Raw genomic sequence first — 11,363 nt, forward strand, 5'->3', positions numbered from 1 at the left:
GACTCCTGACATGGCGCAAGACGCGACGGGCATCGACCTCGGGACGTCGCTGGGGTACCTGCTGAAGGAGGCGTCGAGCGCGCTGCGCGCGGCGATGGAGCAGGCGCTGCAACCGCTCGGGCTGAGCATCACGCAGTACTCCTGCCTGGAGCTGCTCGCCCAGCGACCCGGGCTGTCGAGCTCGGAGCTGGCCCGCGGGGCGTTCGTCACGCGGCAGTCCATGAACGTGCTGCTGCAGGCGATGGAGCGCGACGGGCTCGTCACGCGGCCCGCCGAGGCCGCGGTCGGCAAGGCGCTGCCCGCCCGGGTGACCCCGAGGGGCCGGCGGTCCCTCGAGCGGGCCAGCACGGCGGTGCGGGCGGTCGAGCTGCGGATGCTGGACGGGCTGACCGAGACCGAGCGCGCCCAGGCGTTCGGCGCGCTGCAGCACATGGTCCGGGCGCTGCGCGCCGACACCTAGGGCCGGCGGGGCCGGCGGGGACGACGAAGGGCCGCCCCGCGCTGCGGGACGGCCCCTCTGGTCGTGCTGGGGAGCTGGGTCAGGCTCGGGTCACTTGACGGTGACCTTGGCGCCGGCGCCCTCGAGCTGCTCCTTGGCCTTGTCGGCCGCGGCCTTGTCGACCTTCTCCAGGACGGTCTTCGGGGCGCCGTCGACCAGGTCCTTGGCCTCCTTCAGGCCGAGGCTGGTGAGGGCGCGCACCTCCTTGATGACCTGGATCTTCTTGTCGCCGGCCGCCTCGAGGACGACGTCGAACTCGTCCTGCTCCTCGACGGCCTCGGCGGCGGCGCCACCAGCGGCGCCGCCAGCGGCGGCGACGGCCACGGGGGCTGCCGCGGTGACCTCGAAGGTCTCCTCGAACTTCTTCACGAACTCGGAGAGCTCGATCAGGGTCATCTCCTTGAATGAGTCAAGGAGCTCGTCGGTGCTCAGCTTCGCCATGTCGGCGTTCCTTCCGGTCGGTGGGCGGGCTCGCCCGGTGTGATGGGTCGGGCGGTCAGCCCTGCTGCTCCTGCTGCTCCTGCTTCTGGCGCAGCGCGTCGACGACGCGTGCGGTCTGCGCCAGCGGTGCCGCGAACAGCGCCGCGGCGCCGCTCATCGACGCCTTCATCGCGCCGGCCAGCTTGGCGAGGAGGACCTCGCGCGGCTCCAGGTCGGCGAGCTTGCGGACGTCGTCCGCGGTGAGGGTGTTGCCGTCGAGCACACCGCCACGCACGACCAGCGCCGGGAAGTCCTTGGCGAAGTCGCGGATGGCCTTGGCGGTCTCGACCGCGTCACCGGTCACGAAGGCGATCGCCGAGGGGCCGTTGAGCTGCCCGTCGAACGCCGTGACACCGGCGTTCTTCGCCGCGATGCCGGTCAGGGTGTTCTTCACGACGGCGTACGTCGCGTGCTCACTGATCTTCGCGCGCAGCTGCGTGAGCTGGGCGACGGTGAGCCCGCGGTACTCCGTCAGGACCGCCGCGTTCGAGCTCTGGAACTTCTCCGTGAGCTCGGCGACGGCCGCCTGCTTGTCGGGTCGTGCCACTGGGCCTCCTTCCACACGATCGTGCTGGCGTGAAGGGGCCCCGGACGCACGAACGCCCCGGCGCGCTGGCGTCGGGGCGTGGAACCGGGCAGGGCCCGGGTCTCGCTCGATCACCTGCGCGGGACGCCGCACCTCGGTGCGACCTTCGGACGGCGTGCGAGCACGTCGTCGACCAGCGGTCTTTGGCTTCGACCAGTGTCGCACAGCCCCCGGCCCGGGCCGAAATCCGCGTCACGACGACGTGCGGCCGGGCGGCGACCGGCGGACCATGTGCCGCATGCCGAGGACCCGCGTCGAGGACATGCCCAGCACGATCCAGCGCTCCGACCGGAAGGCCCAGGAGACCTACGGCGCCACGCTCGACTCGGCGATCGCGGAGTACGGCGACGGCGAGCGGGCGCACCGCACCGCCCTGTCGTCGCTGAAGCACACCCACGAGAAGGTCGGCGACCACTGGGAGCCGAAGGCGCACAAGGGCCCCTCCGACGCCCATGCCGAGGGCGGCCGCGACGACCCTCACCCCACCGCCGGCGGCGTCGACGCCAACGCCACCAAGGCCCACCTGCTCGAGGTCGCCAAGCGCCTCGGCGTCAGCGGCCGCTCCCGCATGACGAAGGACGAGCTCGTCGAGGGCATCCAGAAGGCCAACGACCGAGCCACTGCGAAGGCCCGCCGCTAGCCTCGCTGGATGGCGACGACCAGGGGCACCGGCGTCGTGCGGTCGTGGTCGGACGACGACGGCTGGGGAGTCGTCGATTCCGAAGGCACGCCAGGTGGGTGCTTTGCCCACTTCAGCCACATCCAGATGGACGGGTACCACCGGCTGAGGCCCGGGCAGCATGTCGCCTTCACCGCGATCCCGATGCAGATCGAGGGCTGCACCTGGCAGGCGGAGTGGGTCCACCCGCTCGACTGAGCCGCTGCTGCACGCAGGACGGCGGCGACCCCGAGGTGGGGTCGCCGCCGTCCGGGCGTGCGGGGTGACTCAGACCTGCGCGTCGTCCTCGACCGTCACGTTGCGGGTGCGGTTCGGGTCGACCGGGATGCCGGGGCCCATCGTCGTGGCGACGGTGGTCTTCTTGATGTAGCGGCCCTTGGCGGCCGACGGCTTGAGCCGCAGCACCTCCTCGAGGGCGGCGGCGTAGTTCTCGACCAGCTGCTGCTCGTCGAAGGACGCCTTGCCGATGATGAAGTGCAGGTTGGCGTGCTTGTCGGTGCGGAACTCGATCTTGCCGCCCTTGATCTCGCTGACCGCCTTGGCGACGTCCATCGTGACCGTGCCGGTCTTCGGGTTCGGCATCAGGCCGCGCGGGCCGAGCACCTTGCCGAGCCGGCCGACCTTGCCCATGAGGTCGGGGGTCGCGACGACGGCGTCGAAGTCGGTCCAGCCGCCCTGGATGCGCTCGAGCAGGTCGTCGCTGCCCACGAAGTCGGCGCCGGCCGCGATGGCCTGCTCGGCGCGGTCACCGTTGGCGAAGACCAGGACCCGGGCGGTCTTGCCGGTGCCGTGCGGCAGGTTGACGGTGCCGCGCACCATCTGGTCGCTCTTGCGGGGGTCGACGCCGAGCCGCATGGCGACCTCGACGGTCGCGTCGTACTTCGTGTGCGACGTCTGCTTCGCCAGCCGTACGGCGGCGAGCGGCGCGTAGAGGGTGTCGGCCGAGATCTGCTCGGCGGCGGCCCGGTAGGCCTTGCTGCGCTTCATGGTGCTCTCCCTGGAGCTCGTGGGGTGTGGTCTCGCGGGCCGCGCTCGGCCCTGCCACGTGGTGCTGATCGTGCGGGTCGTGCAGAGGGGAACGCTCAGCCCTCGACGGTGATGCCCATCGAGCGCGCCGTGCCCGCGATGATCTTCGCCGCGGCGTCGACGTCGTTGGCGTTGAGGTCCTCCATCTTGTTCTGCGCGATCTCGCGGACCTGCGCGTTCGTGAGCTTGGCGACCTTGGTCTTGTGCGGCTCGCCCGAGCCCTTCGCCACGCCCGCGGCCTTCTTGATCAGCTCGGCGGCCGGCGGCGTCTTCGTGATGAACGTGAACGAGCGGTCCTCGTACACGGTGATCTCGACGGGGATGACGTTGCCGCGCTGGGCCTCGGTCGCGGCGTTGTACGCCTTGACGAACTCCATGATGTTCACGCCGTGCTGGCCGAGCGCCGGACCGACGGGCGGCGCGGGGGTCGCGGCGCCGGCGTTGATCTGGAGCTTGATGAGGCCGGTGACCTTCTTCTTCTTCGGGGGCATTCCGGGTCCTTACTGGATGGTGTGGTGGTGCGGGTTCAGCCGTGGGCGGCCGACCTGATGGGCGTCAGATCTTGGCGACCTGGCTGAACGACAGCTCGACCGGCGTCTCGCGGCCGAAGATGGAGACGAGCACCTTGAGCTTCTGCGCGTCGGGGCTGATCTCGGAGATGGTGGCCGGGAGGGTCTCGAAGGGGCCCTCCATGACGGTGACCGACTCGCCGACCTCGAAGTCGACGACGCGCACCGGCGCGGCGGCCTTCTGGCCCGGCTTCTCCTTGACCTCGAGCGTGGGCGCCAGCATCGAGAACACCTCGTCGGTGCTCAGCGGCACCGGCTGGTGGGTGTTGCCGACGAAGCCCGTCACGCCGGGCGTGTGGCGCACGGCGCCCCACGACTCGTCGGTGAGGTCCATGCGCACGAGGACGTACCCGGGCATGCGCACCCGGCGCACCAGCTTGCGCTGGCCGTTCTTGACCTCGTTGACCTCCTCCATCGGGACCTCGACCTGGAAGATGTAGTCCTCCATGGTCAGGCTCGTGATGCGGGTCTCGAGGTTGGCCTTCACGCGGTTCTCGTAGCCGGCGTAGGAGTGGATGACGAACCACTCGCCGGGCGAGCGGCGCAGCTGCGCCTTGAACTCCTCGACCGGGTCGACGTCGTCGTCCTCGTCGTCCTCGCCGGCCGCGTCGCCCGACGTCTCGTCGTCGGCGGCCGGCACGGCGGCGACCGGGGCGGTGTCGACCCCGGCGTCCTCGGCGACCTCGTCACCCGCGTCGTCGGCACCGTCGTCGTAGGACTCGGCGGCGGCCAGGTCGGCCTCCTGCACGGTCTGCTCGGCGGTCTCCGTGCTCGCCCCGTCGACGGCGACGGCGGCGTCGTCGGCAGAGCCCCGCGTGGAGGTGGGGCCTCCCACGGCGAAGGGGTCCTGCGTCGGGTCCGTCATGTCGGGCACGGTGACTGCCTGCTCTCGTCGGTGTCGGGGTCGGTGCGATCGGTGCGATCGGTGGGCGGTGGCGCCGCGGTCAGCTGTCGCCGCCGCCGAACACCAGCAGCACGATCTTGCCGAGCCCGACGTCGAGGCCGGCGACGAAGGCCATGACCACGACCACGAAGACCAGGCAGACCGTCGTGTAGGTCACGAGCTCGTTGCGGGTGGGCCGGACGACCTTGCGCAGCTCGGCCACCACCTGGCGGACGAACAGCGCGATGCGGGCGAAGAACCCCAGACGGTCGGCCGACCCGCGGCCGCCTCGGGACGACGACGCGCCGCGCCGCGGCTCGTTGACGTCACCGGTGGTCTCGCTCACGGGGTGTCCCTCTGTCGGTCTGGCGCCCGACGCGTCGGGCCTGGTGCTGGTGCTGCGCAGGGCACGAGGGACTTGAACCCCCAACCGCCGGTTTTGGAGACCGGTGCTCTACCAATTGAGCTAGTGCCCTCCGGTGTCGCGAGAGACCCGACCGGATGCCGGGCGCGCGCCACTACGGCGGTTGTCAACCACCGACCCACGAGTGTACGCGAGGACGACGGTCCGGGTCGAACCGCGCACCCGCCGGGTGGGAGGATGGCCGGGTGAGCACGCAGACGACGTCCCCCACCACCCCCCGCCGGGTCTCGACCCGCATCGGCAGCATCGCGGAGTCGGCCACGCTGGCCGTCGACGCGAAGGCGAAGGCGCTCAAGGCGCAGGGCCGGCCGGTCATCGGGTTCGGCGCCGGCGAGCCCGACTTCCCGACGCCCGAGGCGATCGTCGAGGCGGCGGTCGAGGCGGCCCGGCAGCCCGCCAACCACCGCTACACCCCGGCCGGCGGCCTGCCCGACCTGAAGCAGGCGATCGTCGCCAAGACGCTCCGCGACAGCGGCTACCAGGTCGGCGCCGACCAGGTGCTGGTGACCAACGGCGGCAAGCAGGCGGTCTACCAGACGTTCGCGACGCTGCTCGACCCCGGCGACGAGGTGCTGCTGCCCGCGCCGTACTGGACGACGTACCCGGAGTGCGTGCGGCTGGCCGGCGGCGTGCCGGTCGAGGTGTTCGCCGGCCCCGACCAGGGGTACCTGGTCACCGTCGACCAGCTCGAGGCCGCCCGCACCGAGCGCACCAAGGTGCTGCTCTTCTGCTCGCCGTCCAACCCGACCGGCGCCGTCTACCCGCCCGAGCAGGTGCGCGCCGTCGGCGAGTGGGCCCTCGAGCACGGCATCTGGGTCGTCACCGACGAGATCTACGAGCACCTGGTGTACGACGACGCGCGGTTCGTGTCGATGCCGGTCGAGGTGCCCGAGCTCGCCGACACCTGCGTGGTGCTGAACGGCGTGGCCAAGACGTACGCGATGACCGGCTGGCGGGTGGGCTGGATGATCGGCCCGAAGGACGTCGTGAAGGCGGCCACCAACCTGCAGTCGCACGCCACGTCGAACGTCGCGAACGTCTCGCAGCGGGCCGCGGTCACCGCGCTCACCGGCGACCTGTCGGCCGTGCACGCGATGCGCGAGGCCTTCGACCGCCGCCGCCGCACCATGGTGTCGATGCTGAACGAGATCGACGGCGTCGAGTGCCCCACGCCGACCGGCGCGTTCTACGCCTACCCCTCGGTCGAGGGCGTGCTCGGTCGGTCGATCCGCGGCCGGGTGCCCACGACGTCCGCCGAGCTGGCCGGCATCATCCTCGACGAGGTCGAGGTGGCGGTCGTGCCGGGCGAGGCCTTCGGGCCGAGCGGGTTCCTGCGGCTGTCGTACGCACTGGGCGACGACGACCTCGTCGAGGGCGTCGGCCGGATCCAGCGGCTGCTCGCGGAGTGAGCACCGGGCGGGACCTCGCCGCCCTGCCGAAGGCCCACCTCCACCTGCACTTCACCGGCTCCATGCAGTCGGCGACGCTGGTCGAGCTGGCGAGGCGGCACGGCGTGCGGCTGCCCGCCGCCCTGACCGGCGGCGAGCCGCCGCGGCTGCGGGCCACCGACGAGAAGGGCTGGTTCCGCTTCCAGCGGCTGTACGACGTCGCGCGGTCGTGCGTGCGCGGCGAGGACGACGTGCGCCGGCTGGTGCTGGAGGCGGCGCAGGCCGACGCCCGCGACGGCGGCCGCTGGCTCGAGATCCAGGTCGACCCGACGTCGTACGCGGTGCACCTGGGCGGTCTGACGCCGGCGGTCGAGGTGGTGCTCGACGCGGCCCGCGCGGCGTCGGCGGCCACCGGCACCGGTGTCGGCGTGCTGATCGCGGCCAGCCGGATCCGGCACCCGCTCGACGCCCGCACGCTCGCGCGGCTGGCGGTGCGGTACGCCGGGTCGGGCGTCGGCGACGTGCTGGGCTTCGGGCTGAGCAACGACGAGCGGCGCGGGGTGACCGAGGAGTTCGCGCCGGCGTTCCGCATCGCCCACCGCGCCGGGCTGCTGAGCGCCCCGCACAGCGGCGAGCTGCTCGGACCGCAGCACGTGCGGCACACGCTGACGCACCTGCACCCCGACCGCATCGGCCACGGCGTGCGCAGCGCCGAGGACCCGGCGGTGCTGGCCGAGGTCGTCGACCGCGGCATCGTGCTCGAGGTGTGCCCCGGCTCGAACGTCGCGCTGGGTGTCTACGAGGAGCCGGAGGCGGTGCCGCTGCGGGCGCTGCTAAACGCCGGCGCGCAGGTCGCGCTCGGTGCCGACGACCCGCTGCTGTTCGGCTCGCGGCTGCTCGACCAGTACGTGATCGCGCGCGAGGTGCACGGGCTGGACGACGAGGCGCTGGCCGGGCTGGCCCGGTCGTCGATCACCGGGTCGCGGGCGCCGTCGGACCTGCGGACGTCCATGCTGCAGGGCGTCGACGACTGGCTGGCGACCCCGGCCTGAGCCGGCCGCACCTGGTGGTCAGTCGCGCCGGTCGCCCTCGTCGTCGCGTCGGACCGCGGACGGGTGCGGCGGGAAGTTGCGGGTCATGACGAGGCTGGGCTTGCGGCCCGCCGGGTAGCCGCCCTTGGTCGCCCGGGGGCGCTCGGTCTTGGCCTGCTCGGTGCTCGACACGCGGGTCCCTCCTCAGCTCTCCAGGAACTCAGCGTACGCGACCTGGTCCCACCGGACCAGGGCCGCGGCGCCCGTCTGCACCGCCCGGCCGTCGGCGTCGACGCGGGGCGTGCCGTCGGCGTCGAGGGCGAGCGTGTCGACGAAGTACAGGTCCTGGTCGTACGGGTACGACGCGGCGTGGCTGCCCGGCAGGTGGTTGAGGTCGCTCGACGGCGACCACACCCCCGCGAGCACCGTGCCGTCGAGCAGGGTGAGCCGCACGACGCCGCCGAGGTCGTGGGTGTGGAACAGCTGGTCCCAGCCGCGCGGCACGTTCTCGGGCCCGGTCAGCGGCCGCACCCACGCCCAGCCGCGCCGACGTCCGAGCCCGACCAGCGCGCCGGTGACCACCGGCACGCCGACGTAGCCCAGCACCGCGAACCAGGTCCACCACGGCAGCGGCCGCCCGGCACGCAGGTCGCCGGTCACCACGAACCGGCCGTAGGCGGCGTACAGCGGCCACGCGAACACCGCACCGAACGCGGCGGACGCGCCCACGAAGCGGTAGAGCCGGTCGGCGAACCCCACCGCCCACGGCCCGTCCTCGCGCTCGACCGACCACGTGTAGAGCGCACCGGGCAGCACCGCCACCACGAACGCGGCGACGGCCTCGAACGTCGTCTCCACCCGCTGCGCCCGGGGTCAGCCGTGCGCGGCGACGAACGGCAGCACCCGCGACCACAGCAGCTCGGTGGCCTCGGCGTCGTACTCGTCGGGCAGCGAGGGGTCGGTGAACAGGTGCGCCGACCCGGGGTACTCGAAGCTCTCGCAGGTGCCGCCGCCGGCCTCGACGTCGGCGATCGCCTGAGCGAGCACCTCGGGCCCGTCGTGGAACGGGTCGTCGGACATCTGGTGGATCTGGGAGTCCATGCCCGGCGGGAACGCCGCGCCCTCGCCGAACCACTCGAGCGGGTTCTCGCCGGACAGCTGCAGCAGCGCCGAGACCGCGCGGCGGGTGGCCACGAAGGTCGCGACACCGGAGCCGGCCGAGAAGCCGGCGACCACGAAGCCGTCCGGCAGGTCGGCCACCGCCTGCAGCGCGCGCTCGTTGATCGCCTCGCCCTGCGGCTGCCAGTTCGCCATGGCGGGCTCGTAGGCGTCGAAGACGGCGCCGTCGAGCAGGTCGGGGGTGTGCACCTCGTGGCCTGCGGCACGAAGCCGCTCGGCGGCGTCGGACACGCCCTGGCGCAGCCCGAGGACGGAGTGGAACAGCACGATCGTCGTCATGTCGGAGCACCTTGCCACGCCGCACCGACAACCGCGGGCGAGACGACGTGCTCCACGAGGTGGAGGGCCGCTCCGCGAGGTGCGCAGCCCTCGTGGAGCGGCTCTCGGCCGACTGCACGTGATCGACGGTCAGGCGGGACCGAGCGGGTCAGCGGACGCCAGGCGGGCGAGGGCCGCGGCGGCGCCGCGGTCGCTGGATCGGGGCGTGCGGGCCGGGCCGCGAGCCCGCCTGCGAGAGTGGCCCGGTGCCCGCCCCCGTGCTCGTCGCCTGCGCCCACGGCACCCGCAGCGTCGCGGGGCGCGCGGCCGTCGGCGGCCTGGTCGCCGCGCTGGGCCGGGCCCGGCTCACGCTGCCGGTGCGCGCGGCGTACGTCGACGTGCACCCGCCGACCGTCGCCGACGTCGTCGCGCGGGTGACCGACGAGGGCGAGGCCGCGGTCGTCGTGCCCCTGCTGCTGTCGACCGGCTACCACGTGAACGTCGACGTCGCCCGCGCCGTCGAGGGCCGCCGCGCGGTGCGCGCGCCCGCGCTCGGGCCGGACGAGCGGCTCACCGCGCTGCTCGCGGAGCGGGTCGCAGCGGTGGCCGCGCCCGACGACGTCGTGGTGCTGGCCGCAGCCGGGTCGAGCGACCCCGGCGCCTCCACCGACGTCGAGGTGGTGGCCGACGGGCTGCGCGGGCACCACTCCGGACCGGTGCTCGTCGGGTACGGCTCCGCGGTCGAGCCGTCGGTGCCGGACGCCGTCGCGGCCGCCCGCCGCGAGCACCCGGGGCGGCGGGTCGTCGTCGCGGCGTACCTGCTGGCTCCCGGGTTCTTCCACGACCGGCTCGCCGCGGCGGGGGCCGACGCGGTGACCGCGCCGCTGCTCACCGGGCCGCACCCGGACCCCAGGCTGGTCGCCGTCGCGCTCGACCGCTACGACGCGCTGGCCCGGTCGCTCGGCGGCTGAGCACCGACCCGGCCGGCGTCCGACGTCCGAGAGGCTGCGGCACCGTCCGAGGGGTGTGCACGCCACTGGAACGGTGCGCCAACCCACTTCACGTGGCGCGCGGACGGCGACGCAGCGGGGCGGGGCGGGGTGGGGTGGGGCTGGGAGAGCTAGAGGGTGACGCCGACGAGCACGGGCTCGGGCTCGAGGGTGACGCCGAAGGCGTCGTGCACGCCGTCGCGGACCTCGCGGGCCAGCGCGACGACGTCGGCCGCGCGGGCCGAGCCGCGGTTGGTGAGCGCGAGGGTGTGCTTGGTCGACAGCGACGCCGGGCCGGGCAGGCCGTGGCCGCGGGCGAAGCCGGCGCGCTCGATGAGCCAGGCGGCGCTGGTCTTCACGTGGCCGGGCGTCGCGGGGTACGAGGGCGCGGCGACGTCGCCGCCGAGCCGCTCGGCGACCCGACGCGTGAGCGCCTCGAAGGCGGCGTCGTCGAGCACGGGGTTGGTGAAGAACGAGCCGGCGCTCCACGTGTCGGGGTCGGCGTCGTCGAGCACCATGCCGCGGCGGCGGCGCTGCTCGAGCACGGCCTCGCGCGCAGCGGCCAGCGGCACCCGGGCGCCCAGCTCGACGCCGAGGCCCTTCGCGAGGTCGGCGTACCGCACCGGCTCGGCGAGCGTGGCGACCCGCAGCTGGAACAGGACGTCGAGCACGACGTACCGGCTGGTGCCCTTGAAGTGCGAGCTGCGGTAGCCGAAGCGGCAGTCGGCGTTCGCGAACGTGCGCACCTGCTGCATCATCCGGTCCCAGACCCGCACCTGGGCGACGGTCGTCGAGACCTCCTGGCCGTAGGCGCCGACGTTCTGCACGGGCGTGGCACCGGTGCTGCCGGGGATGCCGCTGAGCGACTCGATGCCGGCCCAGCCCTCGGCGACGGCGCGCTCGACCAGGCCGTCCCACGACTCCCCCGCCGCGACGCGCACGTTCGCCCCGCCGCACCGGTCGTCGGACTCGACCTCGATGCCGGACGTCGCGACGCGCACGACCGTGCCCGGCACCGGGTCGTCGCCGACCAGCAGGTTCGAGCCGCCGGCCACCAGCAGCAGCGGCTCGTCGGCGTCGTCGACCTCGCGCACGGCGTCGACCAGCTCGTCGGTGGTGGTGGCGGTGACCAGCCGGTCGACGGCGCCGCCGACGCGCAGGGTGGTCAGCTCGGCCAGGGTCGTCGCGGGTGCCACGGGCTCGACGCTACGCGACGTCACCGACATCAGCCGACGCTCTCGCGACGGCGCAGCGCGGCCCGCACGGCCTGCGCGACGGGATCGGTGGCGCGCAGCCTCGCCCCGGCGCGGCGCACGTCGGCCCGGGGCAGGTCGGGCAGCACGGCGCGGGCCGCCCGGGCGGCGTCGAGCAG

Annotated in this window: 16 protein-coding genes and 1 tRNA gene; 6 read left to right on the forward strand and 11 right to left on the reverse strand. The window is 73.6% G+C overall.

Features of this window, described 5'->3' with window-relative positions; genetic code table 11:
• Positions 1–10: 10 nt before the first annotated feature.
• Positions 11–460 carry a MarR family winged helix-turn-helix transcriptional regulator gene (locus ACYVI6_RS04105; RefSeq protein WP_460445150.1) on the forward strand — a complete coding sequence of 150 codons (450 nt, stop codon included), beginning with the start codon at positions 11–13 and terminating at the stop codon, positions 458–460.
• A gap of 90 nt (positions 461–550) precedes the next feature.
• On the opposite strand, the gene rplL is transcribed toward ACYVI6_RS04105, so the two are convergent.
• The gene (gene rplL, locus ACYVI6_RS04110) at positions 551–940 is read right to left on the reverse strand and encodes a 50S ribosomal protein L7/L12 (protein ID WP_460445151.1); all 390 of its coding nucleotides are present in this window, start codon (positions 938–940) and stop codon (positions 551–553) included.
• A 55-nt stretch (positions 941–995) separates the two neighbouring features.
• Positions 996–1,526 (reverse strand): 50S ribosomal protein L10, encoded by a 531-nt coding sequence (gene rplJ / locus ACYVI6_RS04115; RefSeq protein ID WP_460445152.1) that lies wholly within the window; start codon positions 1,524–1,526, stop codon positions 996–998.
• A gap of 277 nt (positions 1,527–1,803) precedes the next feature.
• Between rplJ and ACYVI6_RS04120 the strand changes: the two genes are divergently transcribed.
• Together ACYVI6_RS04120 and ACYVI6_RS04125 are read left to right on the forward strand one after the other, a co-directional pair.
• A complete protein-coding gene (locus ACYVI6_RS04120; protein ID WP_284289746.1) occupies positions 1,804–2,205 on the forward strand; it encodes a ChaB family protein in 402 nt (133 codons plus the stop codon).
• A 9-nt stretch (positions 2,206–2,214) separates the two neighbouring features.
• Positions 2,215–2,442: a cold shock domain-containing protein gene (locus ACYVI6_RS04125; RefSeq protein WP_284289745.1), complete on the forward strand. Its 228-nt coding sequence runs from the start codon at positions 2,215–2,217 to the stop codon at positions 2,440–2,442.
• A 69-nt stretch (positions 2,443–2,511) separates the two neighbouring features.
• Here ACYVI6_RS04125 and rplA read toward each other — a convergent pair whose 3' ends face one another.
• The 5 genes from rplA to ACYVI6_RS04150 all read right to left on the reverse strand — a co-directional run bounded on the left by rplA (position 2,512) and on the right by ACYVI6_RS04150 (position 5,198).
• Positions 2,512–3,231, reverse strand: coding sequence for a 50S ribosomal protein L1 (gene rplA / locus ACYVI6_RS04130; protein ID WP_460445153.1), 720 nt, complete (start codon positions 3,229–3,231; stop codon positions 2,512–2,514).
• A 95-nt stretch (positions 3,232–3,326) separates the two neighbouring features.
• On the reverse strand, positions 3,327–3,761 hold the full coding sequence (gene rplK, locus ACYVI6_RS04135) for a 50S ribosomal protein L11 (protein ID WP_460445154.1): 435 nt from the start codon (positions 3,759–3,761) through the stop codon (positions 3,327–3,329).
• A gap of 64 nt (positions 3,762–3,825) precedes the next feature.
• On the reverse strand, positions 3,826–4,704 hold the full coding sequence (gene nusG, locus ACYVI6_RS04140; protein ID WP_460445155.1) for a transcription termination/antitermination protein NusG: 879 nt from the start codon (positions 4,702–4,704) through the stop codon (positions 3,826–3,828).
• Positions 4,705–4,783: 79 nt separating this feature from the next.
• Complete coding sequence (gene secE / locus ACYVI6_RS04145) at positions 4,784–5,068, reverse strand: preprotein translocase subunit SecE (protein WP_460445156.1); 285 nt, start codon at positions 5,066–5,068, stop codon at positions 4,784–4,786.
• 57 nt (positions 5,069–5,125) lie between these two features.
• A tRNA-Trp gene (locus tag ACYVI6_RS04150) sits at positions 5,126–5,198 on the reverse strand.
• Between the two features lie 133 nt (positions 5,199–5,331).
• Here ACYVI6_RS04150 and ACYVI6_RS04155 point away from each other — a divergent pair.
• Together ACYVI6_RS04155 and ACYVI6_RS04160 are read left to right on the forward strand one after the other, a co-directional pair.
• Positions 5,332–6,555 (forward strand): pyridoxal phosphate-dependent aminotransferase, encoded by a 1,224-nt coding sequence (locus tag ACYVI6_RS04155; protein ID WP_460445157.1) that lies wholly within the window; start codon positions 5,332–5,334, stop codon positions 6,553–6,555.
• Positions 6,556–6,617: 62 nt separating this feature from the next.
• Positions 6,618–7,586, forward strand: coding sequence for an adenosine deaminase (locus ACYVI6_RS04160; RefSeq protein WP_460445163.1), 969 nt, complete (start codon positions 6,618–6,620; stop codon positions 7,584–7,586).
• 18 nt (positions 7,587–7,604) lie between these two features.
• On the opposite strand, the gene ACYVI6_RS04165 is transcribed toward ACYVI6_RS04160, so the two are convergent.
• From ACYVI6_RS04165 to ACYVI6_RS04175, 3 genes are read right to left on the reverse strand one after another with little or no spacing between them, the layout of a single operon-like run.
• Positions 7,605–7,757 carry a hypothetical protein gene (locus tag ACYVI6_RS04165; protein ID WP_284289741.1) on the reverse strand — a complete coding sequence of 51 codons (153 nt, stop codon included), beginning with the start codon at positions 7,755–7,757 and terminating at the stop codon, positions 7,605–7,607.
• Positions 7,758–7,769: 12 nt separating this feature from the next.
• Entirely contained in the window at positions 7,770–8,423 is a 654-nt protein-coding gene (locus ACYVI6_RS04170) for a DUF6338 family protein (RefSeq protein ID WP_460445158.1), read from the reverse strand.
• Positions 8,424–8,438: 15 nt separating this feature from the next.
• Entirely contained in the window at positions 8,439–9,023 is a 585-nt protein-coding gene (locus tag ACYVI6_RS04175) for a dienelactone hydrolase family protein (RefSeq protein ID WP_460445159.1), read from the reverse strand.
• A gap of 245 nt (positions 9,024–9,268) precedes the next feature.
• On the opposite strand from ACYVI6_RS04175, the gene ACYVI6_RS04180 reads away from it, so the two are divergent.
• Positions 9,269–9,973 carry a sirohydrochlorin chelatase gene (locus ACYVI6_RS04180; RefSeq protein ID WP_460445160.1) on the forward strand — a complete coding sequence of 235 codons (705 nt, stop codon included), beginning with the start codon at positions 9,269–9,271 and terminating at the stop codon, positions 9,971–9,973.
• Positions 9,974–10,122: 149 nt separating this feature from the next.
• On the opposite strand, the gene ACYVI6_RS04185 is transcribed toward ACYVI6_RS04180, so the two are convergent.
• A complete protein-coding gene (locus ACYVI6_RS04185; protein WP_460445161.1) occupies positions 10,123–11,217 on the reverse strand; it encodes a UDP-N-acetylmuramate dehydrogenase in 1,095 nt (364 codons plus the stop codon).
• Positions 11,218–11,363: the final 146 nt, after the last annotated feature.

It is taken from the genome of Angustibacter aerolatus, assembly GCF_054776675.1.

Coding starts and splice junctions, on each gene's coding strand:
- nusG (WP_460445155.1), bottom strand. CDS start 4,704: ATGACGGACCCGACGCAGGACCCCTTCGCCGTGGGAGGCCCCACCTCC.
- ACYVI6_RS04175 (WP_460445159.1), bottom strand. CDS start 9,023: ATGACGACGATCGTGCTGTTCCACTCCGTCCTCGGGCTGCGCCAGGGC.
- ACYVI6_RS04185 (WP_460445161.1), bottom strand. CDS start 11,217: ATGTCGGTGACGTCGCGTAGCGTCGAGCCCGTGGCACCCGCGACGACC.
- ACYVI6_RS04125 (WP_284289745.1), top strand. CDS start 2,215: ATGGCGACGACCAGGGGCACCGGCGTCGTGCGGTCGTGGTCGGACGAC.
- ACYVI6_RS04120 (WP_284289746.1), top strand. CDS start 1,804: ATGCCGAGGACCCGCGTCGAGGACATGCCCAGCACGATCCAGCGCTCC.
- ACYVI6_RS04160 (WP_460445163.1), top strand. CDS start 6,618: ATGCAGTCGGCGACGCTGGTCGAGCTGGCGAGGCGGCACGGCGTGCGG.
- rplK (WP_460445154.1), bottom strand. CDS start 3,761: ATGCCCCCGAAGAAGAAGAAGGTCACCGGCCTCATCAAGCTCCAGATC.
- rplA (WP_460445153.1), bottom strand. CDS start 3,231: ATGAAGCGCAGCAAGGCCTACCGGGCCGCCGCCGAGCAGATCTCGGCC.
- rplL (WP_460445151.1), bottom strand. CDS start 940: ATGGCGAAGCTGAGCACCGACGAGCTCCTTGACTCATTCAAGGAGATG.
- ACYVI6_RS04105 (WP_460445150.1), top strand. CDS start 11: ATGGCGCAAGACGCGACGGGCATCGACCTCGGGACGTCGCTGGGGTAC.